This is a genomic window from Salinibacillus aidingensis (genome assembly GCF_039522525.1).
Lineage (GTDB): Bacteria > Bacillota > Bacilli > Bacillales > Alkalibacillaceae > Salinibacillus > Salinibacillus aidingensis.
Genome location: NZ_BAAADO010000005.1, coordinates 176,607 through 203,033, shown reverse-complemented (window position 1 = coordinate 203,033; position 26,427 = coordinate 176,607). Strand labels below are relative to the sequence as shown.

The 26,427-nt window shown below is 42.0% G+C and carries 29 protein-coding genes and 1 pseudogene; 6 read left to right on the top strand and 24 right to left on the bottom strand.

Annotated features, from left to right (window positions below):
• Positions 1-49: 49 nt before the first annotated feature.
• From ABD006_RS13385 to ABD006_RS13370, 4 genes and pseudogenes are all read right to left on the bottom strand, one after another.
• Positions 50-403 (bottom strand): annotated as a pseudogene (locus ABD006_RS13385) (MMPL family transporter); the annotation flags it as partial.
• Complete coding sequence (locus ABD006_RS13380) at positions 396-710, bottom strand: hypothetical protein (RefSeq protein WP_343841993.1); 315 nt, start codon at positions 708-710, stop codon at positions 396-398. The gene ABD006_RS13380 and the pseudogene ABD006_RS13385, both read right to left, overlap by 8 nt.
• A 59-nt stretch (positions 711-769) precedes the next feature.
• Positions 770-1,375, bottom strand: a complete 606-nt coding sequence (locus ABD006_RS13375) for a transporter (protein WP_343841990.1) — start codon at positions 1,373-1,375, stop codon at positions 770-772.
• Between the two features lie 55 nt (positions 1,376-1,430).
• Complete coding sequence (locus tag ABD006_RS13370) at positions 1,431-2,549, bottom strand: NAD(P)/FAD-dependent oxidoreductase (protein WP_343841988.1); 1,119 nt, start codon at positions 2,547-2,549, stop codon at positions 1,431-1,433.
• 268 nt (positions 2,550-2,817) lie between these two features.
• On the opposite strand from ABD006_RS13370, the gene ABD006_RS13365 reads away from it, so the two are divergent.
• Positions 2,818-3,180, top strand: a complete 363-nt coding sequence (locus ABD006_RS13365) for a DoxX family protein (protein ID WP_343841985.1) — start codon at positions 2,818-2,820, stop codon at positions 3,178-3,180.
• 122 nt (positions 3,181-3,302) lie between these two features.
• Here ABD006_RS13365 and ABD006_RS13360 read toward each other — a convergent pair whose 3' ends face one another.
• The 4 genes from ABD006_RS13360 to ABD006_RS13345 form a co-directional block, all read right to left on the bottom strand.
• The gene (locus ABD006_RS13360) at positions 3,303-3,452 is read right to left on the bottom strand and encodes a hypothetical protein (RefSeq protein ID WP_343841983.1); all 150 of its coding nucleotides are present in this window, start codon (positions 3,450-3,452) and stop codon (positions 3,303-3,305) included.
• Entirely contained in the window at positions 3,445-3,624 is a 180-nt protein-coding gene (locus ABD006_RS13355; protein ID WP_343841980.1) for a hypothetical protein, read from the bottom strand. The genes ABD006_RS13360 and ABD006_RS13355 overlap by 8 nt, the downstream gene beginning before the upstream one ends.
• Before the next feature lie 114 nt (positions 3,625-3,738).
• Positions 3,739-4,659: a heme o synthase gene (gene cyoE, locus ABD006_RS13350; protein WP_343841977.1), complete on the bottom strand. Its 921-nt coding sequence runs from the start codon at positions 4,657-4,659 to the stop codon at positions 3,739-3,741.
• Between the two features lie 13 nt (positions 4,660-4,672).
• Positions 4,673-5,440, bottom strand: a complete 768-nt coding sequence (locus tag ABD006_RS13345; protein ID WP_343841974.1) for an SDR family NAD(P)-dependent oxidoreductase — start codon at positions 5,438-5,440, stop codon at positions 4,673-4,675.
• A 208-nt stretch (positions 5,441-5,648) separates the two neighbouring features.
• On the opposite strand from ABD006_RS13345, the gene ABD006_RS13340 reads away from it, so the two are divergent.
• On the top strand, positions 5,649-6,542 hold the full coding sequence (locus tag ABD006_RS13340) for a Cof-type HAD-IIB family hydrolase (protein ID WP_343841971.1): 894 nt from the start codon (positions 5,649-5,651) through the stop codon (positions 6,540-6,542).
• 111 nt (positions 6,543-6,653) lie between these two features.
• Here ABD006_RS13340 and ABD006_RS13335 read toward each other — a convergent pair whose 3' ends face one another.
• The 7 genes from ABD006_RS13335 to ABD006_RS13305 all read right to left on the bottom strand — a co-directional run bounded on the left by ABD006_RS13335 (position 6,654) and on the right by ABD006_RS13305 (position 13,792).
• A complete protein-coding gene (locus ABD006_RS13335; protein WP_343841968.1) occupies positions 6,654-7,559 on the bottom strand; it encodes a ferritin family protein in 906 nt (301 codons plus the stop codon).
• Positions 7,560-7,743: 184 nt separating this feature from the next.
• Entirely contained in the window at positions 7,744-8,499 is a 756-nt protein-coding gene (locus tag ABD006_RS13330; protein ID WP_343841965.1) for a GNAT family N-acetyltransferase, read from the bottom strand.
• A 71-nt stretch (positions 8,500-8,570) separates the two neighbouring features.
• A complete protein-coding gene (locus tag ABD006_RS13325; RefSeq protein ID WP_343841962.1) occupies positions 8,571-9,440 on the bottom strand; it encodes a DNA-3-methyladenine glycosylase family protein in 870 nt (289 codons plus the stop codon).
• A 571-nt stretch (positions 9,441-10,011) separates the two neighbouring features.
• Positions 10,012-10,809: a delta-lactam-biosynthetic de-N-acetylase gene (pdaA, locus tag ABD006_RS13320; protein ID WP_238389606.1), complete on the bottom strand. Its 798-nt coding sequence runs from the start codon at positions 10,807-10,809 to the stop codon at positions 10,012-10,014.
• Positions 10,810-10,870: 61 nt separating this feature from the next.
• Positions 10,871-12,139, bottom strand: a complete 1,269-nt coding sequence (hisD, locus tag ABD006_RS13315; RefSeq protein WP_343841955.1) for a histidinol dehydrogenase — start codon at positions 12,137-12,139, stop codon at positions 10,871-10,873.
• A 54-nt stretch (positions 12,140-12,193) separates the two neighbouring features.
• Positions 12,194-13,498 (bottom strand): Na+/H+ antiporter family protein, encoded by a 1,305-nt coding sequence (locus tag ABD006_RS13310; RefSeq protein WP_343841952.1) that lies wholly within the window; start codon positions 13,496-13,498, stop codon positions 12,194-12,196.
• A gap of 141 nt (positions 13,499-13,639) precedes the next feature.
• Positions 13,640-13,792, bottom strand: coding sequence for an SE1561 family protein (locus ABD006_RS13305; protein WP_202925668.1), 153 nt, complete (start codon positions 13,790-13,792; stop codon positions 13,640-13,642).
• A 90-nt stretch (positions 13,793-13,882) separates the two neighbouring features.
• Here ABD006_RS13305 and ABD006_RS13300 point away from each other — a divergent pair, with 90 nt between their 5' ends.
• Complete coding sequence (locus ABD006_RS13300; protein WP_343841948.1) at positions 13,883-14,743, top strand: mechanosensitive ion channel family protein; 861 nt, start codon at positions 13,883-13,885, stop codon at positions 14,741-14,743.
• 40 nt (positions 14,744-14,783) lie between these two features.
• Here the strand turns inward: ABD006_RS13300 and ABD006_RS13295 are convergent, their stop codons facing one another.
• Entirely contained in the window at positions 14,784-15,599 is an 816-nt protein-coding gene (locus ABD006_RS13295; protein WP_425542228.1) for a YfkD family protein, read from the bottom strand.
• 179 nt (positions 15,600-15,778) lie between these two features.
• Here ABD006_RS13295 and ABD006_RS13290 point away from each other — a divergent pair, with 179 nt between their 5' ends.
• Both ABD006_RS13290 and ABD006_RS13285 read left to right on the top strand, forming a co-directional pair.
• Positions 15,779-16,969 carry an MFS transporter gene (locus ABD006_RS13290; protein ID WP_343841942.1) on the top strand — a complete coding sequence of 397 codons (1,191 nt, stop codon included), beginning with the start codon at positions 15,779-15,781 and terminating at the stop codon, positions 16,967-16,969.
• Between the two features lie 411 nt (positions 16,970-17,380).
• On the top strand, positions 17,381-19,315 hold the full coding sequence (locus tag ABD006_RS13285) for a heavy metal translocating P-type ATPase (protein WP_343841940.1): 1,935 nt from the start codon (positions 17,381-17,383) through the stop codon (positions 19,313-19,315).
• 136 nt (positions 19,316-19,451) lie between these two features.
• Here the strand turns inward: ABD006_RS13285 and ABD006_RS13280 are convergent, their stop codons facing one another.
• The 3 genes from ABD006_RS13280 to ABD006_RS13270 all read right to left on the bottom strand — a co-directional run bounded on the left by ABD006_RS13280 (position 19,452) and on the right by ABD006_RS13270 (position 21,075).
• Positions 19,452-20,249: a YihY/virulence factor BrkB family protein gene (locus tag ABD006_RS13280; protein WP_343841938.1), complete on the bottom strand. Its 798-nt coding sequence runs from the start codon at positions 20,247-20,249 to the stop codon at positions 19,452-19,454.
• Between the two features lie 69 nt (positions 20,250-20,318).
• Positions 20,319-20,585: a YtxH domain-containing protein gene (locus ABD006_RS13275; RefSeq protein ID WP_343841936.1), complete on the bottom strand. Its 267-nt coding sequence runs from the start codon at positions 20,583-20,585 to the stop codon at positions 20,319-20,321.
• Positions 20,586-20,601: 16 nt separating this feature from the next.
• Positions 20,602-21,075 carry a low molecular weight protein-tyrosine-phosphatase gene (locus tag ABD006_RS13270; RefSeq protein ID WP_343841934.1) on the bottom strand — a complete coding sequence of 158 codons (474 nt, stop codon included), beginning with the start codon at positions 21,073-21,075 and terminating at the stop codon, positions 20,602-20,604.
• A 178-nt stretch (positions 21,076-21,253) separates the two neighbouring features.
• On the opposite strand from ABD006_RS13270, the gene ABD006_RS13265 reads away from it, so the two are divergent.
• Positions 21,254-22,645: an alanine/glycine:cation symporter family protein gene (locus ABD006_RS13265; protein WP_464758759.1), complete on the top strand. Its 1,392-nt coding sequence runs from the start codon at positions 21,254-21,256 to the stop codon at positions 22,643-22,645.
• Positions 22,646-22,765: 120 nt separating this feature from the next.
• Here ABD006_RS13265 and ABD006_RS13260 read toward each other — a convergent pair whose 3' ends face one another.
• From ABD006_RS13260 to ABD006_RS13240, 5 genes are all read right to left on the bottom strand, one after another.
• Positions 22,766-23,443, bottom strand: a complete 678-nt coding sequence (locus ABD006_RS13260; protein WP_343841928.1) for a LiaF transmembrane domain-containing protein — start codon at positions 23,441-23,443, stop codon at positions 22,766-22,768.
• Positions 23,440-24,549: a hypothetical protein gene (locus ABD006_RS13255; protein ID WP_343841925.1), complete on the bottom strand. Its 1,110-nt coding sequence runs from the start codon at positions 24,547-24,549 to the stop codon at positions 23,440-23,442. The genes ABD006_RS13260 and ABD006_RS13255 overlap by 4 nt, the downstream gene beginning before the upstream one ends.
• On the bottom strand, positions 24,542-24,985 hold the full coding sequence (locus ABD006_RS13250) for a hypothetical protein (protein WP_343841922.1): 444 nt from the start codon (positions 24,983-24,985) through the stop codon (positions 24,542-24,544). The genes ABD006_RS13255 and ABD006_RS13250 overlap by 8 nt, the downstream gene beginning before the upstream one ends.
• Entirely contained in the window at positions 24,982-25,500 is a 519-nt protein-coding gene (locus tag ABD006_RS13245) for an RNA polymerase sigma factor (RefSeq protein WP_343841920.1), read from the bottom strand. Before ABD006_RS13245 ends, ABD006_RS13250 begins: the two co-directional genes overlap by 4 nt.
• Before the next feature lie 162 nt (positions 25,501-25,662).
• Positions 25,663-26,334 (bottom strand): SOS response-associated peptidase, encoded by a 672-nt coding sequence (locus tag ABD006_RS13240; RefSeq protein ID WP_343841918.1) that lies wholly within the window; start codon positions 26,332-26,334, stop codon positions 25,663-25,665.
• Positions 26,335-26,427: the final 93 nt, after the last annotated feature.

Below are 26,427 nucleotides of genomic sequence, written 5' to 3'. Positions count from 1 at the left end.
AAGGCTTAACCATTCACCAGTTAGATACGTGACGGTTAAGCCCCTTGATTTATTCTGCCCGGGATTCTGTCTGTCCCTTTTTATCTTTTTCAATTAATACAATTAAAGCCGGCATGAGTACTCCCCGGATAATAAAGGTGTCCAATAATATGCCCATGGCGACGATAAAGCCAAAAACAAATAATATCTGAATCGGCTGGGTCATTAAGACGGCAAAGGTAGCAGCAAGGATAATCCCGGCTGATGAAATCACTCCGCCTGTATTTTCCACAGCGATCGTCACGGCCTTCTTAACCGGGTGCCTGCGTCGCTCCTCTAAAAACCGGGAAATTAATATGATATTATAATCAATTCCCAGCGCCACTAAGAATACAAAGGAATACAACGGAACCTGGTTACTGACCCACATTTTCCGGTGTGATGTCCCCAAATAAATCAATCAGTGTTTCTGGTGCAAGCTCGTCTTCAGATTGAAAGACGAGCATGGCTGGAATAGTATCGCCGCCTTCAAAATATTCATCTACCTTATTTTGTGCGATGACGGATTGAGCATCCTCCGGGAGGGAATCAACACTTGAGACGACATAATCCCGTGCACTTGGAGCAAAAACCGCTAACAGGAGAGTCAGCAGCAGCCATGTAGAAAGGGTCACCCACATCCCCTTCTTCGTCGTAACAAAATCCGTCACAGATCTTAACAGATTCTTCATTCCTCCTCACCTCATCTACAGAGTCACGTTCTTCTATGTACAATTCATGTTTCGCTATATCATTGCTTTTTGTTTCGCTTGTAAAATCCTTCCGCTTTGGAAAAAAACCATTGCAGAGCCAACCCCTGAATAACAATCCCTACAACGGAAGTAGCCGTAAGCGTCCATATAGCATAAACATTTTCAATTTGAAAGATTCGATGACCAAAAAACAGCAAATGACTAAAGACTACATACAGACCATTAAAAAAGCTGGTTACCGTGGTTTCAAGATTCCAGATCCACAGGGCTTCCATGAACAGCAATCCTACTATCACCATTATAATGACGACCTTTGCCCGATAGGTTAGTTTATCAATATGCGGGGTAATATAGTATTTAGTGATCGTCTTTATTCTGAACAGGTAAAAAACACGAACGATGCGTGCCACCTGAAAAAACTGATCCAGCGGAATAATGGCAATGAGGAGAAAGGGATTTTGCTTAATAAATGTCCAGCGATCCAGGGTAAAGATGAGACGAATCACAAAGTCAATAAAGAATATCGCCCATACTACCCAATTAATCGTGGAATTGTAGGTGTTCTCTGTCCATAGCGTTATGATTGTCATCATAACCAGAATGATCATGATTGTTTCATACATGGATTTCATGACCTTTTGCATCGTTTTCCCCTCTCCCCTGATTCATCTTCTATTTTAAATGCAAAACAATTATGCCTTAAGATTGGATGGCTCCTTTTACATCATATAAGCTTATATCAATTTCGGTTTGCTTATTAAACACCAGCTTAGCAAGTTCTCTTCCTAGGTATGGTCCACTGGTAAGTCCGGATGCACCGAGTCCATTGGCAAGATAGATGCCTTCAAAGCCCGGCAGAGGACCAATGACCGGCAGAAACCCAGGTGTGTAAGGGCGGAATCCTGTTCTTGTATCAATGATTGTGCTCTCTGACAAGCCAGGGGCCACATCCAGAGCTTTCCCGAGAACCTCACTGACGCCTCCAGCTGTCACTCGCACGTCCAGTCCAGTATCATTTTCATGGGTGGCGCCAATCACTATTCTGCCACTTTCAAAGGCCAGAATGTGCTGATCATTAGGGGGCATAATGACAGGCCATTGATGAGTATCCACCCCCGGGATTTCCAGATGAACGACCTGCCCCTTCTGATACGTAATGTCCAGGTCCATTCCCAGTGGCTTTATCATGTCTTTTGACCATGCTCCGGCCGTTACGATGACTTCATCCGCCTCAAAGGTTTCGTCATTCACTTGAACGCCTGTCACACGGTTCCCGTCAAAGGTAAGAGTGGCATCTCCTTCCACAAAAACAGCCCCATGCTTCGAAGCTCCGCGAATAAGCGCCTTACGCATGGCACGTCCGTCTACACGTGCACCGCCACTGACCAGAACCCCATGATAACCTTCCTTTAATGGCGGGAAGTATTTTTGGGTTTCTTCAGGACTGAGAGTGGTAATTTCACCAATTTCGGGTGCATCCTCCCGTCTTTTTTCCGCCATCTTTATCTTCTTTTCCAATTTTTCTTTATCTGAATGAACGAAAAGAGTCCCTGAACGATAATATCCGGTATTCTCCTCTCCATCCTCTGCCAATTGCTGAACTAGATCAGGAAAATAGCGGGCACCGCCTTTGGCTAACTGGTACCACGCCTTATTTCGGCGCTGGGACAGCCACGGGCAGATCATGCCTGCTGCTGAGTCTGTCGCCTGCCCCTCATCGAATCGATCCACAATGGTTACTTCTGCTCCGTCCTTCGCTAAGTGATAGGCTGTTGAAGCACCTAAAATACCCGCACCTGCTACAATGACTTTTTTCATGTTAAAACACCTTTTCTATACAAATTTCTATTTCCATTATAATGCCAAACCTCAAACAGTGGTAGATTCATCCCTTTTTCAGGAAAGTCAACTTCGCCGGAGCCGGACATGTCCTCCCCTGATTTCTTAGCCACAAACCCGATATTTTATAATTTCCTGCAACAAAAGTGAAACTTCCATCTGTGGGTGTATTACGGCCAGTTATGCGTGATAAAAAATATGACTGTTTGTCCTCATCCCTGCATAAAGTGAATGAGGGAGGGATTTCATGTACAGACTGTCACCGTTAAAAGTGATGAGCTATGTTACGGCCTTTGTTTTTCTCACATCCGGAATCATGAAATTAATAAATGAGGATTTTGGCCAGCACTTTGTTCATATGGGACTTCCTTATCCCCTGATTATGGTCAAGGTTATTGCGGTCATTGAAGTGATAGGAGCTCTCTGCTTTATCGCGCAAAAGTGGGTTAAGCTCGCTTCTATCCCTTTGATTTTCATTATGTTTGGTGCCATATTCCTGACCAAAATCCCTATTTTGGAAACAGGATTTATGTCCTTTTTATTTGAGGCCCGCCTTGATATCGTTATGCTTGCTTTGCTGTGGTTTTTATATAATAGTTATCCTCAATAGCCAGAGTGGCTGTTAAGGAGGCAGTTGTAAAGCCGGAGTGGCCTTCTTTGAATGATTCGTCACAAATCAAGGGTGCAAACCAATTAAAGGGAGGCAGTTTATTCTGCCTCCCTTGATTCTTTCTAGAGACCGCCGCAGCCCTTTTTCCTCTGCCTTTTCATTTGGCGTTTGATGACCTCGTCTCTAATACGCCCATCAGCAAGCTCTTCAGCAAATTCATGGTGATGATCCTTTTGCCTTGTGTCCTCTTTTTGGCTCTGCTGTTTAGCCATAAATATTCCCTTCACTCCCACCTGAAATATAGCCATTTTCACCAGGAGCAAAGTTTACATCCTGCATATTCACTTCACTTTGATCAGGATGGGACGTATGATGCTTAATTTCTTCCGTATCAACCTTCTCAATTTCGGGCTTCACCTGGTCTTTTTTACGTTTTTTATCCACATCATACACCTTCCCTCTTTGAAAATAACAGCAAGGAAGCCGGGCAGCCCAGCCTCCTTACAAATTAGTTTTTCTAATCGGGCGCTTCTTTACTATTGTGCATTTTTGCCAGCCTCAGAAAACGGCAGTTACGATAATCATGGCAACATAAAAAATGACCAGATAGTTCAGGGAGTACAGGAAAATCATCCGTGCCCATTTCAGATGGTCTTCCATGAAAAAGCCACGGACAGCAAAGATGAACCAGCCAATATTAAGCAGTGTGGCGAGTAAAACAAAAGCAACACCCAACTCTGCTAATAAAAAGGGGAGTGGAAATAAACAGGCAATATATACCGTGGTCTGCCGCTTCGTAATGTCGATTCCATGAACAACCGGGAGCATGGCCACTCCAGCTGCTTTATACTCATCATGTTTTCGTATAGCTACAGCAAATGTATGAGGCACCTGCCAAATAAACATCACTAAAAAAAGCACAATGGGTATGAAATGAAAGGTCGAGGAAACAGCTGCCCAGCCAATCAGGGGAGTGACCGCTCCGGAAACACTCCCAATCAGCGTATTTAAAGTATATCTGCGTTTGGACCACATCGTATATAACCATACATATGTAAACCAGCCGACAAAAGCCCAAAACGCCGCTTCAGCACTGGTAAACCATAATAAAATCATTCCTGTAACACTTAAAAGAATTCCGAGCCATAATACCGTTTTTAAGGACATGTGCCCGGTAACTGTTGGCCGCTTTTGCGTCCGTCTCATAACGGTATCTATATCCACATCATACCAGTTATTTATAATAAGAGCTCCTGCCATCACACATGTACTGCCGATAATCGTCAGCAGCAACAAAGAAAGATGATCGGAAAACGACAGCCCTGTTAACCTGATCGCTAACCAAAAGCCCGTAAAAACAGGGAGTACGTTCGCCATTAAAACGCCTGCTTTAAAAAGCTCTCTTAAATCGGCAAGCAAGGATGGCTTTACCTGCTCATCTTCCACCTGATTGACGGAGAAGGTTACTTCTTTTGCCAAGTTCGTTCACCTCCTAAAAATTCATTTTCGACTGGCCTCCATCGACGTTTATGCTTGTCCCTACAACCCAGGATGCCTTTTCTGAAGCAAGAAACACAGCCACATTTGCAATTTCTTCAGGCGTACCAAATCGGCCACCCGGGATCTCCCTTTTCACAAACTGCTTCATGCCTTCCGGGTCTGCTTCAATCCGTTTTTGCCAGTTTCCGGTTTCATGCAGAATACTTCCCGGTGCAATGCTGTTCACTCGAACTCCATCAGCTACCACTTCATCCGCCAGAGCTTTTGTAAAACTGATTAAAGCCGATTTAGCATTGTTATAGGTGGGCTTGCCTCCACTCTCCCGTCCATAAATAGAGGTAATATTAATAATCGAGCCGCTGTTGCTGTTGTTCTTTCTCATATGCTCTGTAGCCAGCTTACTTAAATGAACAGCCGAAAAATAATTCAGTTCCAATGTATCATAAAATAAATCCATTTCTGTGTCTGTGATATTTGCCCCTTTGCTTCCCCCGGCATTATTAATCAGAACATCAATTGAACCGTGCTCGTTCACAAAGGATTGCATGAGTTTCTCACGCTCATCTGCATTCGTTATATCGGTTTGATAAATGGAGATGCCTTGCCCTAATTCTTCTTTTGTTTTCTCAAGATCATTCAGGTTTCGGGCCGCAATCGATACACGGGCACCTTCCTCTAGAAACTCTTTGGCAATCGCCTTTCCAATACCTTTTGAACCACCCGTTACGAGCACATGTTTTCCTTGCAGCTGTAAATCCATCTTTTATTCACCTTCCATTTTTGCATTTCAATCTTGACACTTCTATGTTTAAATTAGAGGATAGACAAAAGTTTTTCAAGTAAACCCCTTCTCTATATTGATTGGATAACAATGTCCGGTGTTGATGTAAATCAACAAAGACTCTGACTCATCCATCTATATAGCAAAAAAACAGGACGAAAACATTACAATAAGGCAGGCGTTATAGATGAAGTTCATTGCATCAGATTTTGACGGAACCCTTTTAAATGAAAAAGGGATGATTAGTGAAAGAAATATCAAAGCGATAAATAAAGCACAATCGAAGGGGATACAGTTTGCGGCTGCAACCGGAAGATCCTATGATGCAGCCATTAAGCCTCTTAAGCATGCAGGTATAAACTGTCCGATTATTGCCTTAAACGGGGCGACTATTTATGATGAGAACCACCATTTGATTGACAGTATCCCAATGGACCGGGAAACGTGCAAAAAAATCCTTGCTGTCAGTCAGGATGCCCATTTATATATTGAATTTTTCACGAGTGATGGGATTTATTCTTCAAGCCGGGAGCAGTTTGCGGAAGTTCTTGAGGACATTATGAAATCGGCCAATCCGGATGTGACAAGAGAAGAAGTTGAGACACAGGTGAATCAGCGCTTTCAGAATGAAAAAATACAGTTTATCGATGATTATCGTAAATTAATCAATCATAACGATATTCAGATCTTTAAAATGCTTTGTTCATCTTTGAATCCAGACAACCTGGAAATGGTTTATGAGCAGCTGAAAAATGAATCGGATATCGCCATTACGTCATCCGGTCACATTAACCTTGAATTTAATCACCCGAATGCACAAAAAGGAATGGCCCTCGAGCGACTAGCTAAACAAATGAACATTTCCATGGAGGATGTTATGGCTATGGGTGATAATTTAAATGATAAAAGCATGCTGGAACGAGCAGGACGTGGCGTGGCCATGGAAAATGCAGCCGAGGAGATTTTATCCCTCTGCAACTATAAAACGAAAACGAATGAAGAAGATGGAGTCGCTTATGCGATTGAAGAAATGCTTGAGGAAATGAAGCAGGGAAATGAACCTGCACCTGAAAAATTTTAATATACGAAAAAGATCAGGTGGTTCCTTTAGGAGGACCACCTTTTTCTTTCAACTTACAGGGAGATTGGTCAACAATCTTTTATTCGCAAAATATAAGTGAGTGTATATACCCTATGCTCTGGCAAGCCCTCTTTCAAACGCTGCCAAATGATTGACAGAAGCATTCCGGACCTGCTGAAAAACAGTCCTCACATCAAAAGGAAGATTATAGGCCAGGAACCGATCATACATTGAAATATTTTCTATCTCACCCTGAACGCCAGCCTGATATGCGGCTTTAATACTATCCGGTGTGCTGACAAAACTCTGGGCGATATTTTGAGGAAGCGGCACCTGATACCGTTCAAAAAGTGGCAAAAGCGCCTGGATATGTCGCCTTTCTGCTTCTTTTATTTGAGTGAACGTTCTGATATCCCCAAAGGTTGCCAAAACATTTTCATATCTCGCTTGGGCCAGATATTCATCCTGAAGGGCATACGTTAACATTTGAGGGAGAGTCAGTGCAGCTGCACCCAACGCCCCTTTTGCACCAAAATTCTCGATTTGACGATGCTCGATATCACGATTTCTTAACTTTGAGATAAAAAACATAAACCAGACGGCATGATTCTGTTCATCGGCAGCCGCACGACGGAACCTGTCTTTAATATATGGGTCATCAGCCCGATCGGCTATATCCAAATAAAAGTCAACGGTTTCCTGTTCATCTTTAAATGCAAATTCAATCCCTGCTCTATAGTTTTCCGGACATTCCTCAGTAATGGTATAATCCGGGCTTTGTCCTGACAGGTTTGTATAAATATGACTGAACTCCTCAAAATGCCGTTTTTCATCCTGTCGTATCTCAACTATTTTTTCCTTCACATCCTTTGCAGGTGCCATCTCAGCTAAGCTCGCATAACAGGCAATGGCACTATACTCTCCATGAATGGCTTTCTGAATATCTGCTAACAGATGAGTATCCGTTTGCACAAGATTATATGCATTATACTGTGTACCATTAAGATAAGAATACATGATTGTCCTCCTTCACATTTGATCCCCTCATATTTATTTATGCTGTATGTATGGGTGTTTGTGAAGGATACAATTTATCTGTTATGAAGGAGTGAAGGATTGAATCGATATGTAACAAAAAGGACTGTCAGATGACAGCCCCTTTTGTTACATAAATAAGGTAAATCGTTGTACAATGTCATTCTTATTTCTCAATTTTTAACGCCTCATACTTAAATCCCTGATACTGATAACCCTGTTTCTGGTACATTTCTCTCGGTGTATCCTCTCCATCAGCAACCAGAATGATTGTGCTTTCCGGGAAGCGATCCATCACAAAACGCTGAAGTCTGGAGCCGATTCCCTTACGTTGATGTTCTTCAAGCACAGCCAGATCATCAATTTCTACTGTCTGCTCCGACAAAATTACATTCATTGTACCTGCTGGCTTACCTTTATAGTAAGCGACAACCTTCATATACTGGTCATTCTTATGCTGACGCTCATTTAATTGTATTTTTCCCTTGGCAAATTCCTCACCATTTTCAATATCCTGTTTATACTGAAGTTTGATAAAGTCATTGAAAAGCTCATCCGTTACTTCTTTCACTTCAATATCTGGATGATTTTCTACACGGGGGAATTGATCAGGCTCAATTGAGTACAATTCCAGGAAGCCTACATCATACTTGTTCTCTTTTAAATAGTTCATTACATCAAAAACAGGCTTCTGATTATCGGGAAACTCAAATTTAAGATGCCTCTGGTTATACTGCCGATGAAATTCACGCATATTCTGCTCCAGCTCTTTTAACTGCACCAACGTTGGCATCTGCTTAAATTCTATAAAATTACTATCATAACGGATCAGCATTTCCGGATAGTGATACTGTCTGTAAAAATCATTATCCTCTGTAATATGTCCAATAGTTTCAATATGGTTAAACGTCCATTTCGCCATTTTTCCTCTTCCCCTTTTTCGTAAAGTCTCTATCTATTGCAGCGCCCGGAAGTTATCCTGAAAATGATCCATTATCCTTCAATGCTTCTCCACAACGTAAGAGAGGCATAACTTCGATAAGGGCTCCACTCTTCACCCATTTGATAAATGTCGTCTTTGTGCGGTTTCTTATCTTTCCCAAGGAATTTTTTAAGTGCATTCTGTATACCGATATCAGCCGCGGGCAGCAAATTTTCCCTGCCTAAGCCAAACATGAGCCAATTTTCCACGGTCCATGGGCCAACCCCTCGTACCTTGGTCAAAATGTTAAGTACATCCTCATCGGGTAATCGTGATAACTTCTGCAAATCAAGCTTTCCATCTGCAATTTTTCGTGCTGTATCAATTACATATTCTGCTTTGCGCTGACTGAACTGAAGCTCTCTCAAGGCATCATAATCCAGACTGGCCACTTTTTCCGGCGTGGGCTGAAACCATACCCCATTGATTTCTTCCCCAAAGTTTTGTATGTATCTAGTAGTCAATGTGTAAGCAAATGTCATGTTTAACTGCTGATGAATAATGGTTTTCATTAAGCAATCAAATGGATGAAAGTCTTTGACAATTGGAGTACCCGGGTATTGTTCAAAGAGCGGTGCCAGTTTTGTTTTTTGAAAAAACTGCTGAATGGGCCTTAGGTCACGATCCCAAAGGAAAATATCGTTAATGAAAGCCATCAGCTTGTCCTTCTTGGCCTCGTCATTTCCCTGTATCTCAAAAAACGGTTCATATGGAGTACCGATGGCCCGTACCTTTACGATGTGCTTTTCTGTGCCAAGGCGCAGGGGAATTCGAACCCAACGCTCTTCACGATTCAGGTCAACTAATGGGTCAAAGGAAAAACGAAGCAAGGTATAGTCAAAGTCGAACATTCCATTTACCTTTATTTCTTTCGTCCACATAAGAATTCTCCTCTATAATCGGTGTTAGACGTATTTTACCATAAAAATGCGTTATTTTATGAAGGGAGTTGTCTTGCTTTTTCATCATATGTCCAGGTGTCCAGGGGTTGGGGTACCAGGATTCTTAGGGGCCAAGGTTCGAGGTCAGGGTGCAGTGCAGGAGTCATTCTCAGGGAGTAAAATTCTACCTCTGGAGTGCAGAATTCATCCTGGAGTTGCCGTATTCATCACAAATTGTAATAATTAAGCATGAATTTTCTTTTTCACTCCAAAATATAGCGGTTTAAACCTATTTTCAAATTTTTTAATCCATTTTTTAAAATAATTAAACCTGCTTTCATAAAGATTGAGCTTAAATTCTTATAATCCGTCCAACTATATGCGAATGAAATATATACATTCTTTTATTCATCTTTTTTGAGAATAATCAAGCTGGAGTTGTCAGCTTTCATTGAATCACGCCTTCATTCAGCCTGAATCCCTTAATTTAAGCCAGAAGTAATTAGAAGTAAATAACTCTCCCAAATACAAATAAAAAGCTGCCCCCATTGGAGACAGCTTTCAAACATCGTTAACGAAATTGGTATGGAAGGTCAACCTCTTCTTTCCAGAGCAGGTATTCCAAGCTCTTAAATTTATACCCTCTCTTGCGTAATTCAGGGATTAAATGTTCAAGAGCAAGCGCATTTTCCTTCGATGTGGCATGTAACAGAACAATGGCGCCTGGATGTATATGATCAATAATATTTTTATAGGCCGTGTTCCATCCTTTTTGTGAGCCCCAGTCCACCAGTGCGGAAGACCAGAAAATGCTGGTATAACCTAATTCTTCAGTTATCGCAAGGGTTCGCTCACTGAAATCCCCCCGTGGCGGCCTGACAAATTGTGTATGACGAATCCCAATAGCATCGTTAAGCTCTTTATTAATCTTGTCTAATTCTTCTTTTATTTTTTCTTCACTAAGGGTGGTGAAGTCACGGTGATTGTACGAATGATTGCCAATCACATGCCCTTCTTCATGCATTCTTTTGACTAGATCAGTGGCACTGGTAATGTAATGTCCGGCCAGAAAAAAAGCAGCAGGTACATTTTCCTTTTTCAGGATATCTAATATCATATCCGTATAACCTGCTTCATAGCCAAGATCAAAGGTAAGATATACAACTTTTTCACCGGACTTATCAACATAATAACTGTTATATTCATCAAGCATTTTTCCATATTTCCCTGCATCAGGCGGGTTATGCTCCGTATTCTTTTTATACCCCCAGCCAAAAGCCGTCTGATCATAAGCAAACGCTTCTGACCATGGACTAATCATGACACAAAGCATTGTCAGGATAATCACCGGAATTTTCCATGCACGCAATCCTCATCACCTGCTTTTCTCTCTTTGCCTATAGCATTTGCAGGTAGCGCATTTTCATGCATCAGGATCGTTGTTTTCGGAAAATGACGGCATTTGCATGGCCTTGTAATTGTTCAAACTGAGCCAATGTTGCGATGGATTCAGCATTTTTATCCAGATCTGCTTTGCTGTAGGAAATCAGGCTGGATTTTTTTATAAAGTCATCCACACCTAAAGGCGAGGAAAATTTGGCTGTTCCACCCGTTGGCAGTATGTGATTAGGACCGGCGAAATAATCCCCTATCGCTTCTGTGCTATTTTCACCGACGAAAATGGCTCCAGCATTTTTTATTTTGCCTATCAGTTCAAACGGTTCTTTTACAAGTAACTCCAGATGCTCCGGTGCATAATCATTTGTCATTTGAACCGCTGTATCCAAGTCCGGAACCACATAAATGGCTCCATTGTTTTCGATGGATGCTTCTGCAATCTCTCGCCTTGGAAGGTTCTGAAGCTGTCGGGTGACCTCTGTACGAACCTGTTTAGCTATTTGATCAGAAGTTGTAATCATAGTTGCCGTAGAAAGGGGGTCATGCTCTGCTTGTGAAATCAAATCCGCTGCTGCCAGCTGTGGATTCGCCGTTTCATCTGCAATCACAAGGATTTCGCTTGGTCCTGCTACAGAATCAATATCCACCAATCCGTACACTTCTTTTTTGGCCAGGGCTACATAAATATTCCCAGGACCCGTGATTTTATCCACTTTTGGTATGGTCTCTGTACCATAGGCCAGCGCACCTACTGCCTGTGCTCCCCCGATTTTATAGATCTGTTTGATACCAAGTTCATTAGCTGCAATCAATACGCCAGGGTTAACCATTCCGTGTTTATCCGGAGGGGTGACCATAACGATTTGCTCAACACCTGCGACCAGTGCGGGGATCCCGTTCATCAATACTGAAGAAGGATACGCAGCCCTTCCTCCCGGCACATAAATACCCGCTTTGGATATCGGGCGAACCAGCTGGCCTAAAATGGTGCCATTGGGTGACGTATCCATCCAGCTTTGCCGTTTCTGCTTTTCATGAAAGGAGCGTATATTTGCGGTAGCTTGCTTAATGGCATTGACAAAGCTGTTTTCCACAGTCCCATATGCTTCAATAATTTCTGATTTGGATACTAATAAGTCAGGGAGTTTTACACCATCCAGCCGCTCCGTTAATGCATAGAGTGCTCGATCACCGTTGTCTTTCACCTGTTTTAATATCCCTTTGACTGCATCATACTGCTCGTCATGCTCATCTAATATCGTCCGTTCCAAATTCACCTGAGAATCCCTAATGATCTTCACCAGAAAAACCACCTTTCCTTTAGCGCTTTAAAGCATGTGGGGACAGTCCCGAAATTATAGGACGACAGCCGCAATCAGTCCGAATATGACAAGTGGGATGTTATAGTGTGTAAAGGTTGGCACACAGGTATCCCAAATGTGATTGTGCTTTCCATCGGCATTTAGACCAGATGTTGGGCCTAATGTACTGTCGGATGCTGGAGAACCGGCGTCACCTAATGCACCTGCTGTTCCAATAAGAGCTGCAATAGCCATAGCTGAAAAGCCTGCTTCACTTGCAATAGGCACATATAATGCCGCGAGAATCGGAATCGTACCAAATGAAGTTCCAATTCCGATGGTAACGACTAAACCTACCAGAAGCAGAATGAAGGCAATAATGAGCTTGTTATCACCAAGAATTCCGGACGTTTGTTCAACTAAAGCTGTTACGGAGCCTGTTTCCTGCAATATGTTTGCGAATCCATTCGAAACAAGCATGATGAAAGCAATCATCCCCATCATTTTGATTCCTTCTGTCATGATGTTTTCCCCTTCTCTGAACGGAACAACGACAAATAGGAACATAAGAATCAAACCAGCCAATGCACCAATCACTAAATCTTTTGTTATTGCCTGAATAGTAATCGTTGCAACAATAACCATTAAGGTAAGAAAGTGTTTGGTTTCAAATTTCACATTACTTAAACTCTCTAGATCTACATCCTGCGTATCACCACTAGTTTCATAGTTTCTGTCTTTACGGTAAGTAAAGAATATAGCGATGAGTAAACCAACAACCATCCCTGCAACAGGAATAATCATGGACAGGGTAATATCAGTTTTTGATACCGATAATCCACTTTCACCCATGCTTTCTTTAATCGTCTTCTGGAAAATAAGCCCAAATCCAAAAGGAATCACCATGTATGGAGCTTTTAGTCCAAAAGTTAGCGCAGCCGCCACTCCACGTCGGTCGATTTTCATCTTGTCAAACAATATTAGTAAAGGTGGAATAAGAATCGGAATAAAAGCAATATGCACTGGAATTAAGTTTTGGGAAAAAGATGCCACAATGGCTAAAGTAAGAAGCATGATACTTCTTTTCCCTCTAATAACCCTGATGAGGGATTTCACAAGAATACTCGTGATTCCTGTATAACTTACAGCCGCTGCAAAGGCCCCTAATAGAATATAGCTCAATGCTGTGTTTCCACCGTCTGACATTCCATTTACAAGAAGAGTAACAGTTTCTGTCAGGCTATTTCCTGTCATCACTCCTGCCACAAGGGCTGATATGAGAATGGAAACCATAACATTCACACGTAATAAACTTAAAATAACCATAATAAGTACTGAGAAAATAACTGCTGATGCCATCATTTCTTCTCCAATCTATGAATTTAATATTTTATCACTCTAACTCTCTAATGTTTTAATATGATAAAGGATTAACGCAAAAAAATCAACCCTTTGAGTAAAATCCTTTAGTGCTTTAGAGAAAGTGGGGACAGTCCCCACTTATCTGCATTTTTCCTCAAGCTGATCGAGCATATCGATGAATTGATCAATATCGTCGACCGTCATCTGGTCGGGGGAGACTCCTTCAATTCGTTCCATCACCTGCTCCAGGCGCTGTCTGAGTTCTGTAATTTTTTCCTGTTGTTCATTCATGATCTTCACCCTCTTTCTATGATTCCATTCGCGCTTCCTTCTTTTTTTCTGTATAATATTCGTTGATGATACAGCAAGGAGGAATAAGCCATGGATGCTTGGAATACAGTTCAAGGCTATTGGAGTGATTTTGCCGATTTACGAATTACAAAGCTTATCATTGGCGCGATTATCACCGTTGTCATCGTAAAATTTATTACACGAGTCGTACGGACCTTTTTTAAAAAAACAAACTTTATCGAGGAACGGGAAGAAAAAACGCTGGAAGCCATGATTCGTTCCATTGTCCGCTACACTGCTACGTTCGGTTATGTGCTATTTGCGCTCTCGGTTTTCGATGTTCCTGTGACAAACCTGCTGGCTGGTGCCGGGGTTGCCGGTATCGTCATCGGTCTGGGCGCCCAAAGCGTCATTAGTGACTTCCTGTCCGGTGTTTTCCTTTTATATGAGAAGCAATTGCACAAAGGCGATTTTATCACAGTCAACGATCAGTTTACAGGAACAGTTGAGGATATTGGCCTTCGTTTTCTCCGTATTCGTGAATGGAGCGGGAAACTCATCACGATGAGTAACGGGCAGGTGAACTCCATACAAAATTATAATATTGACCATATGCGTGTCATTGAGAATATCACCACAAGTTTTCAGGAAAATCCAACCCGGGTTTATCAGGTTTTGGAGGAAGCCTGTGAACGTTTAAATGAGGAACTAAGCCATTATCTGAAAAAAGATCAGCATAACCAGCCTATAGAAAAGTTTCAGGTTTACGGTATGTCCTCTCTCAACGAAAGCTTTCGGGGATACAAGTTTACCATTATTGGAGTAACCAGTGATATCTTTTACTTCACCGCCGCTAAACAGGCGAGAATGATTATTGCGGAAACTTTATATAATCATAATATTGAAATGGCGATGCAGCATGTTGATGTAAAGTCCGCTTCCCATGAATAGGGATGGCGGACTTTTTTTGATCATTGTTTGAAATCGCGAGTTAATTCGACTTTAGCTGGAAGGAAAACGATACATGGTCCTGTATTGGAATCCAGGCTCCAATTCCCTGCTTTGTTACATTTCTGATTTCCAGTCGTTTTTTTGAGCCCTTTAAAATTAAATAAACCTCACCATACGTAACGACACCCTTCTCATTTAACGCAGGTGCAAAGGCATGTAAATAACCTACTTTTTTGGATGGCACTCCATATGTCTGATCCTTCTTTGTACCTGTTCCCACTACTGTCTCAAAGGACAATGGCAGATCTGTGCTGGATTGCGCCTTCATTTGAATCATTTTTTTCACATCGTTTGCACGCTCTGTTTTAGAGGTTAAGCCGCCTTTAATTCTCTTTTCTTTCTCCTGCACATAGTTTAAGGATTTCTTTTCATCGCCACCGAGATTATTCAGGACATTCACATTAATTTCCTGGTACTCCCAGTTCATACTTGATTCATCGGATTTATAATTCAGAGGCCAATGACCAAGATAAATTTCCCCGCGATAACCAAAAGCAAGCTTGGAAGGGTTTAAAGACGATTCATTTAACATTTTGATAAACTCAGGATTCTCCACTTTGACTTCGGAACTGTCTATCAACTCTTTAGCCAGATCATTCGGCTCTAAATAGGTTTGATCTTTCTTTGTATTTGGATAAGTATTTTCCTTAGATATATTCAATACATGATTCGGGATGGAATTATTGGTTGAATCCTCTTTATCCTCTGTCTTCTCATCTTTAGCCAGCAAGACACCAGGAAACATGATTGTTGCTATGAAGACAATCGTCAGGAACATGAAAAAGCTCTTTTTCATACGTTTCATCACAGCCTTTCCTAAATTTTTCTCTTATTTTTATCTTGTGCCATTAAATCTATGCAGATGAGTATAAGTCTTAACCATCACCCGATGCTTTGTGATGGATTTTGATTGACATAGCCGTTATTTACGTTACGATACAAGAGGCTGAAATTAGAGAAAAAGGAGGAATAAGGATGGTATCGAAACGAACCCGCTTCTATATACTGGTTTCACTTGTAGGGATATCCGGTTTTTCACAAGGAATGCTCCTTCCTTTGATTGCCATTATTTTAGAACAGAATGGCGTTTCATCTTCTATTAATGGCCTTCATGCAACCGGACTTTATATAGGGGTATTAATTGCTTCCCCATTTATGGAAAAGCCACTGCGCAAAATCGGTTTTAAACCTATGATTCTCATCGGTGGAGCTCTGGTATTCACCTCCTTATTCTTCTTCACGTTATGGGAGGCACTCTGGTTCTGGTTTATTTTGCGCTTAGTCATCGGCATTGGTGATCAAATGCTGAATTTCAGTACACAGACCTGGATTACATCAACGAGTGCACCTGAGAAACGAGGCCGGGATATAGCATTATATGGGCTGTCATTTGGAACAGGGTTTACGCTTGGACCCCTGATGACTCAGCTTATTTACCTTCATCAATCCTTACCGTTTATCCTTAGTTCCATACTTTGTATCCTTGTGTGGTCATTGATGTTCTGGGTACGTAATGAATTTCCGTCTGCAGAAGATGAAGAAGTCGATTTCCGTTCCAACCGAAGCTCCTTCAAACGATTTTATCAGGCAGCAAAAATTGCCTGGGTAGCCTTTTTACCGCCATTTGCATATGGTTTGCTTGAAGCGTCGCTGCACGGAAATTTCCCTGTCTACGGAATGAGAATCGGTCACGATGTGGATATGCTGTCTTATATTCTTCCCTGTTTCGCAGGCGGCAGTATCATCACTCAGCTTCCTCTGGGTGCTCTCAGTGATAAAATCGGGAGACGAAAAGTGCTGCTATCCGTTATAGCTGGCGGCATGATCATCTTTATCATGGCGTCTGTGGTTGAACAATCCATTATCGGACTGTTTATCAGCTTTATTCTGGCAGGGATGTGCGTGGGCTCGGTCTTTTCTCTAGGTGTGTCCTACATGACTGATTTATTACCCAAGAATCTGCTTCCTGCAGGGAATATCCTATGCGGAATCTTCTTCAGCTTCGGCAGCATTATCGGACCTTTCTTAGGCGGTCTGTTTATTGACTATTTCCCTGGCCTGTCCTTTTTCCATATGATTACCCTTTCATTATTTCTCATCTGGCTTGCGATTTTCACCAGGAAGGAAAAACTCCACGTATCATCATCATCCAATCAGACAGTATAAAGTGAAACTTCCATCAGTGTGGGGTTTCTCCATCCCCCACTGATGGTTAGTTGAACTTATCAGGAATTTACTGGCCGTTTATCCCTACTTAGTCTTGCTGGGTTACCCACAAGACTTGAAGTGGGGGTATTACGGCCAGTTCATGCGTGATAATCGCAGGATCATGACTGATAAAAGGGATCTGACATTCCCTTTTATCAGTCTTTTTTTGTTTAGAAAAACGTCATGAATTCCTCAACTTTTACATTGAATTTCACTTGATATGTGTTATGATAATAATAGTTAAATAATAATTATTATAATCTATAAATCGAATGATAATTATTATCATTCACCAGTTAAATCTGAAGTTAAAAGGATCTAGTAAACGAAAATCATTATCAATTAGATGAAGGGAGTTGAGAATACGGGATGGAATTATCTTATTCTGTAAATGAAAAGACAGCTCAACCCAAGCGCCATCCATTTTTTAATTGGATAACAAAGATAAAGGAGCACCTTGAGCTTATTGCAGCCCTGTTCAGCGGCGTACTTATATTATTTGCATGGGCGACTGAATCCTATTTTCCCCATTCCATTACGGTCACTTTATATTTATCTGCCTTTGTGATCGGCGGATTTGCCAAGGCAAAGGAAGGTATTGAAGAAACCATAGATAATAAGGATTTGAATGTCGAGCTGCTCATGATTATTGCCGCGATCGGTTCTGCTGTTATCGGTTACTGGATGGAAGGAGCTATTCTGATTTTCATCTTTGCTCTTAGCGGGGCACTCGAAACGTATACAATGAATAAAAGTGAGAAAGAACTCTCCTCCCTTATGAAGCTTCAGCCAGAGGAAGCCGTTCGTATTCATGGTGATAAAGAGGAGGTTGTGCCTGTTTCTGCTTTACAGCTTGGGGACAATATTTTCGTAAAAGCCGGAGAAAGAATTCCTGCAGACGGAAAAATTACCCGCGGTCGAACAGCCATCGATGAATCCGCCATCACTGGTGAATCCATGCCGGTGGAAAAGCAATTGGAGGATGAGGTTTTTGCCGGAACAGTGAATTTAAATGGAAGTCTTGAGATTGAACTGACCAAATCTCCTAATGAGAGTGTATTCCAGAAAATTATCCATCTCGTTCAGTCAGCGAAAAGCGAACGCTCACCTTCCCAGCTCTTTATTGAACGCTTTGAAGGAACCTATGTGAAGATCGTACTTATTGGTGCAGCCTTAATGATGTTCCTGCCCCATTATTTGCTTGGCTGGTCCTGGCAGGATACCTTCTACCGCGCGATGATTTTCCTGGTTGTTGCCTCTCCATGTGCTCTTGTTGCCTCCATTATGCCGGCCACCCTTTCAGGCATATCAAACGGCGCCCGTCATGGGATTCTGTTTAAAGGTGGCGTACATTTAGAGAATCTTTCCCATATTAAAGCAATTGCCCTGGATAAAACCGGCACGTTAACGAATGGGGAGCCTGAAGTAACTGACTTCTATGCAGCTGACAATGAAAATAAAGATGTCATACTGAATATAGCTGGTTCCATGGAAAAGGAATCTACCCATCCACTCGCCAAGGCTGTTATTCAGTATGCTCTAAAGCAGAATATTGCTTTAACCGCTGAGGTGGATGACATGATTAACACGGCTGGTAACGGAATATCGGCCAGCATTTCAGGGTCCAATTGGAAAATCGGAAAAGCAGAATTTATCGGCACTGAGCAGGCAACTGCCTTTTACAACGGTATCCATGAAAAGCTGGCTGGACAGGGAAAAACGATTGTATTTGTTTCCCTTGATGATCAGGTGAAAGCCTTATTTGCTCTGAAGGATACCGTTCGGGAAGATGCAATAAAAGCAATCCGCACACTAAATCATGAAGGCATTCAAACCGTTATGATTACGGGGGATAATGAAACAACAGCCAAGGCGATTGCTGAAGAATGCGGGATTACCGAGTATTATGCAAATTGTCTTCCGGAAGAAAAGGTAGAAAAACTGAAGGCATTACAAACCGAATATCAATCGGTAGCCATGACCGGAGATGGCATTAATGATGCACCAGCCTTGGCAACCTCAAACCTCGGAATCGCCATGGGAGAAGGAACCGATGTTGCACTGGAGACTGCAGATATGGTGCTGATGAAAAATGATTTACCGAAAATCGCTTATTCCGTATCCTTATCCAAAAAGATGAATCGTATCGTTAAACAAAATGTCATCTTTTCCATTTCTGTCATTGCGATTTTACTGCTATCCAACTTTTTGCAGAGCCTGAACCTTCCATTAGGGGTTGTCGGTCATGAAGGAAGTACAATTCTGGTGATTCTGAATGGATTGCGGATGCTGAAGGAAGCGTAAAGGCCATTACGAAACCGAATTTGTTATAGAAAGAATAAAAGTCGGGATTATCCTTTTCAGGTAGCTCCCGACTTTTTTTGCATTCCCATTATAATAAAGCAATAATACACATATGATCCCCATTAGCAACAGACGTTTATCCCCGCCTGTGCTTTTTCATTTTATATAAGGTAGCATTCATTTCTCCGCCCAGGATAATAATCAGCGCCGATAAATACAGCCAGATCATCAATACAATCATGGCCCCCAGACTGCCATACCTTGCATCATAATGGCCAAAGTTTTCAACATAAAAGGCAAAAATAAAGGATACAAGCTGCCATCCGAAAGTGGCAAAAATGGCTCCGGGTAAAGCCTCGGTTAACGTCACACGTTTTTCAGGAGAAATTTTATACAGGAAGATAAAAATAAAGAGCATAACAATGGCCGAAATGACCCAGCGCATGGCTTCCCATACCCGAAGAAATTCATCCCCTGCGCCAAAAAAGGAAAAAACATAAATACCGAGCACTTCACCAAATACCGGCAATAACAAGGCCGTAATGATGACCAGATACATCGCTACGGTCAGCACCATTGAGATCAGTCTCGCTGAAATAAACGAACGCTTAGGGTGTATTTCATAGGTTAAATTGATGACGCGAATTAATGCATTGATTCCGTTTGACGCGATAAATAAGGTACTGATAAGACCAATGGATAATAATTGTCCATTCTTGTTATCCATCAACTGACCTATATTTTGTTCAATAAAGTTCATCGTATCCCCCGGAACATAGCTGCCCACCAGGGACATCATCTGTTCAACGGTAACAGGAATATAAGCCATTAAGGTTAACAGAAAGATAATAAACGGAAACAAGGAAAGCAGAAAAAAATAGGCAAGCTGTGCGGCTCGCCCTCCAACATCGTCATCCACATATCGATCAAACATTCTTTTAAAAAAACGGCGGATTTTTGGGATCATAAGATTCACCCTGAAAAGTAATTTTATCGCATGTTATTAATTTTGTTTAGGTCTCTTTTCAAGCATCTGATCAGCATCATCCAGCTGTTTAATAATGGAGTCTGCATAATACTCAATACCTTCAACGGTTGTTCTTAAATCCTCAAAGGCTTTAGAAGGATCCTCCCGATAATTTTTGAATTGATCCATTACATCCCTGCCAAATGCTATGGCACCTTCTCTTGTTTCCCGATGAAACAAAGAACTAAGCGCCCCAACTGCAGCGCCGATAAGTATACCACGTTTCCATCGATTTTGCTTCACGTTTTCTTCCTCCTTATTATAAATTCCACTTCTTCTTAATATCCTTTAATAAATACCTGCATCCTTCCTCAACTAATTCAAAAACGTAATCAAAGTTACCAGTAAAATACGGGTCAGGGACGTCTCTTTCTTTCGGATGAGGTACATAGTCCATTAAACGTTTCACTTCCACCTGATCCGATGTATTCCTGAGCGCCTGTAAATCTCTTATATTTTGCGCATCCATACCTACAATATATTCAAACTTGTCCCAATCAGACGTATCAATTTGTCTGGCTTTCATTCCTTCAACAGGTACTGACTTTTCGGATAAAAGTTCCTGTGTACCCTTGTGCGGGGGTTGACCTATGTGCCAATGTCCGATTCCGGCAGAGTCCGTCTCCACCTTGCCAGAAAGCCCTTCCTTTTCAACCATTTGCCGAAAAATGGCCTCGGCCATTGGTGATCTGCATATATTTCCAAGACAAACAAATAAAACATTGATCTTCATTGTGTCACCTTCTTTACCAGCAATTTTTTCACCTTTAATATATCAAATTTTTAATAAAAATAGAAAAAGTATATCTTTTTTCCTAAATAACCTTGACATTTTATGCGAATTTTTAGAATATTTACTATATGGACGACACTTATATTTAAATTGAGGGGGGAAACCATTGGATAGTCTTATTGCTGGCTTACAAACATTCAACGAGAAGGGCGCTGAAATTTTAGGCAATATCAGTAGTGTGATCTGGGGGCCACCCTTACTCATTCTACTCGTTGGCACAGGGTTATTTTTAACCTTCAGACTGTTATTTTTACAATTTCGAACCCTGCCTTATGCTTTAAAATTAGTTTTTAGCAAGCAGGATAAAAAGTCTGAAGGAGATATCACCCATTACCAGGCTTTAACAACCGCACTGGCCGCTACGATTGGTACAGGTAACATTGCCGGGGTTGCCACAGCAGTTGTAGCGGGTGGGCCCGGAGCTGTATTCTGGATGTGGATTACCGCACTTGTCGGTATGGCCACAAAGTATGCAGAGGCTCTATTAGCGGTAAAATACCGTACCAAAAATGAGCAGGGTCTTATGGCTGGTGGGCCCATGTATTACTTGGAAAAGGGCCTGAATAACAAAACAGGAAGAGCATTAGGTGTGGCTTTTGCTGTTTTCGCTTCCTTAGCTGCATTTGGAATCGGGAATATGACCCAGTCCAACACAGCCGCTTTATCCTTGGAAGATACTTTTAATGTGCCTCCATTTGTTACTGGAATCATATTTACTGTTTTAGCTGGTCTTGTTATCGTCGGGGGAATTAAAGTCATCGGTAAAGTTACCGCATTCTTTGTTCCGATCATGGCGGCCTTTTACATTACCGGCGGGCTTATCTTAATCGTCATGAATTTTGATCTGGTCGGTCAGGCCTTTGGGTTAATTTTTTCAGAAGCCTTTAGTCTTGAGGCCGGTTTTGGTGGTCTGCTTGGGGCTGCTATTCGTTACGGGGTTGCCCGTGGTCTGTTCTCGAACGAAGCAGGTCTCGGTTCTGCACCAATTGCAGCGGCCGCAGCCAAAACGGATTATCCGGCGCGCCAGGCTTTAGTTTCCATGACTCAGGTATTTATCGATACCATTGTGGTCTGTACCATCACAGGGCTTACCATTGTTATGGCTGGTCAGTATGATGGTGGAATGGACAGTTCCGTGTTAACCAGTGCATCCTTCGCTCAGTTCCTGGGAGACGCCGGAATGTACATTGTTACACTCGGTGTTCTATTCTTCACGTTCTCGACAATCCTTGGCTGGTCCTATTATGGGGAAAGAGCGATTGGATATCTGACTGGTGAAGGTGGCGTTCGAATTTACCGATATGTTTTCGTCGTCTTCATTTTCATTGGATCGATTACAACCGTAGATGTCGTATTTAAATTTTCCGATGTCATGAACGGATTAATGGCCTTTCCTAACCTAGTCGGCCTTCTTGCCCTATCCGGGGTTGTCGTTGCTGAAACGAATCGGTTCAGGAAGGTTGCCCAAAAGGAGAAAGAGGAAAAGAAGTCGGGGAGTGTTTCCGTATAGAATTGTGAAGGGGCAATACTCCATGAACGAAGCCGTTCCGGTACGGGGGCAGTGAGGAAAATTCAGCAATAATCAGAAAGACCAGGTCATATTAATATGATCTGGTCTTTTCCTCTTTTCTCAGGCCGCACCAGCTTGGACTTCCTTTTCCAGAGGAGTGCCTTTTCTATTATGTGCCCATTCTATATCCACCGTTTCAGGAACAGATAGCTTAGGCTGAATCCGATTTCTTTTGTCAATCAGACCCGTCTGATAATCTCCCTGGAAAAACTGAACATATAATGTATTTCCAACTTCCACTACCTGCGCAATATCATTTGGCTCCATCGTAACGTTAGACATCGTTGTTTCATAGGTCCCAAAAATAACCAGATTCTGATTATTATGCGTCAAAATCTCCGGCTGTGCGGCATCTGTGAAAATAACGATTTTTTCAATGTGATCCGGCACCTCTTCCTCAATCATCGGAAGGGCACCAGCGTCTACCTCCTGATGAACAGCTGCTTCCATCTCCTCTGTAATGCCCAATGATGCGGCCAAATAAAAACCTGCTCCGGCAAAACCAATAAATCCTATAAATACAATCGATAGAAAATCAAATTTTAAGAAGGGAGTTTTCTCCTTTGATGAAAATAGATAGAGTAAAATCTCCAATCCTATGATGACAAGTATAATCGGCCACCAGGCTATAGCTACCTGAACAATGTCAGGATTCCCAAAATTGGCAACAAGCAGAGTCACTCCTAATAGAATTAAGAGCAGACCCATGGAAAACGTTCCGATCCTCCATTGTCTCATTGATCCTCTCCCCCTTTATCCTTTGCCTTCGAACCCATAAGAAGACGTATACCGCCGCCGATGAGAAGCAGACAAACGATGACGAGCTGTAAATATCTCTGATAATAATACCGTATATCCAATTGAAAGGCTTCCATCATGTATCGGCCAAAAGCCGGCATGAGTATTGAATCCACAATGAAGAACAAGCCTAATAGAATTAAGCCGATCCCCAGCCAGCGCTGATGGTTGGCAAAATAACCAATAATCGGGATATCTTTCGCCTCCCCTACCTCATGTCGGGATTGCTGTTGTAAAGCGTCAAAAAAGCTGAAGAACCAGATGACAGGTACTAAAAAGAGAAACAGCGAAATCCTTAGTACATCAAGAATATAAATGGATAATAAAAATCCTATCATGAGCTGCAATCCCCGTTTTTGCAATCCTAAATACATATGACCTGCACCTGGAAATATCGAGAGAACGGTTGTGGTTGCTTTGCTCTTCCTGCCGCTTGCTCGTTGCTGTTCAAAATCCTCCATAATTGAGCGATCTACAAGTTCCTCTCCATTCTGCTGTTTATTCAACAGCTGGATCGTATCAAAAAGGCTGTAAATCCAGATGATTGGCAGACCAAGCGCAAAAATCAGAAAGCCTGGCTGTCCGGTTAGAATCGTCACAAATAAAATCATCGTACCAAGGCCAAAAAAGCCAGCTAAAAATGTTAAACCACGATAATTCAGACCTAAGTGAAAATGACCAACCCCTGGAATAAAGGAAAGAATGATGGTCAGAAAACGTTCCTGTTTATCCCCATCCATTTTTTGTGGTTGAACGCTATTTCCATCTGTACCGGAAACAGTATGGCTGTCCGCCGGAATAGCTGCCCCGCTTAATAATGTAATCACCATATCTAACATATTGATGATCCAAATTCCAAAGGCGAATAATAAGGCCACCAGAAAGTCATACCCATAAGGAGACATCACCGCAATAATAAAGGCCAGACCCAGTGTACCTGCAAATCCAAGTCCGTAGAGCACTCCTCTGATTTTTCGCTGTAAATAAATATGACCAAAGCCGGGGATGAAAGCTAACAAAAATGCAAATAACCTGGATTTATTCATTTCCTTGCTCCTCCTTTCCATTTCCTGTGTTCAAATAATTGGCTTCCAAGATTTTTTCGGATATTGGTGGATCATCAGCTTCGATTTGGTCATCCAGGCTAAACAGCATGTCAAAAACCCCTGAAAACATAAGTAAGACCGTTAAGCCGGCTGCCAGGAAATAATGAGCAAGCGTTTTTCGATGTACATCTCTGGAAGAAGCATTCGCTTTGTTTTTCATTTGATTAGGCTGAACGATCGCCAGCTTTTCCATCGTCTCATCCGTAAATGAATCAGAAACGGAAAAGGGAACGGACCATTCATCAATCACGTCCATATACTGATGAAAGCAAACGTCACAATCACTGAGGTGATCTTCAATTTTTAGCTGTTGCTCTTCTGGCAGCTGCTCTTTCACATACTGCTGCAGGACTTCCCATTCAACGTGATTACTCATGAAAAATCATCCTCCTTCCAATTTTGGCGCATCCATTTTCTTGCCCGATACAGCCGCATTTCCACCGTTTTCTCCGCTATATTTAAGTCAAAGGCAATTTCAGCATAAGACTTCTCCTGAATGTAGTAGCGAAACACCACATCCCGAAAATTTACCGGCATTGACTCAATCGCCTCACGAATCTTTTCCTTCTGTGAATTCTTAAGCATCTCAGCCTCAGCACTACTTCCCTGTTCCACTTGGAAAATCGGCTCATCAAAGGAGGTTAAATCCTCCTGCCTTCGCTTTTTCTTACGATAGGAGTCAATCGCCGTATGATAAGCAATTCGACTTAACCAGGTTTTAAAGCCCTGCGCCTGATAGGAGGGGAGCGCATCAACCATCTTGATGAAGGTTTCCTGTGTTAAGTCTTCAGCTTCCTGTTGATTTTTGGCTACACTGTAGGTCACCTTGAACACATGGTGCTTATACTTTTCAATCAACATACGCAGAGCCTGCTGGTGACCCGCTTTCACTCTTTCAATTAATGGTTCATCGTGAATCCTGCTCCCCTCCCTTCTCTACTTACTCACATCTTTTAGACGATTCTTTAACAATGGTACCCTACAAAAATTGAGCAAAAAATATACTGACTAATAAACTTAGTCAGTAGTATTGGCATAAGGCCATAAGTCCTATTAATCGGCCAGTGGAGCGATGCACGTTTCTCCCTCATTTTTCGCACTGTTTACATACGTACTAACCTCATAGGCAGTCAGATCTTCATTGGGCAGGTCCAATAAAAAGTTCTGCATTTCCATTGGATCACGTGACTCTTTTTTTATCCAGTCCTCTTCCTTTTCTTTCGGCAGGATGACAGGCATGCGGTTATGAATCTCTGACATAAATTCGTTGGGACTTTTCGTCATAATGGTGCATGTAACCATTTCCTTATCTCCCTGCTTCCAACGATCCCACAGTCCGGCAAAGGCAAATAGCTTACGGTCCTGCAGCGAAATTCTCAACGGCTGCTTAGTCTTTTGATCAAGTTTTTTCCATTCATAAAAGCTGTCAGCTACAATTAAACAGCGTCTCCGCTCCATCAAGCGTTTAAAGCTGGGCTTCCCGGCTGCCGTTTCAGTGCGTGCATTTATCATTTTATAACCAATGGACGGATCCTTGGCCCAGGATGGTACAAGCCCCCACTTCAAATATCCCGCCCGTTTTTTCCCTCCGTCATGGACAATCGCGAGCACAGATTGTCCCGGAGCTATGTTATAACGCGGCTCGTAGTTTTCAATTTCATGAGCTACACCAAAAGCCTCCAGAATTTCCAGTTCCTCCGCAAGCAACGTAAAACGTCCACACATTTTAATCACCCTTTATTTCAATGTAAAATTAAGATAATTCTGTTATCATGTATTGTACATGGTTTTACGAAAAGAATGAAGAAAGGAACTAGG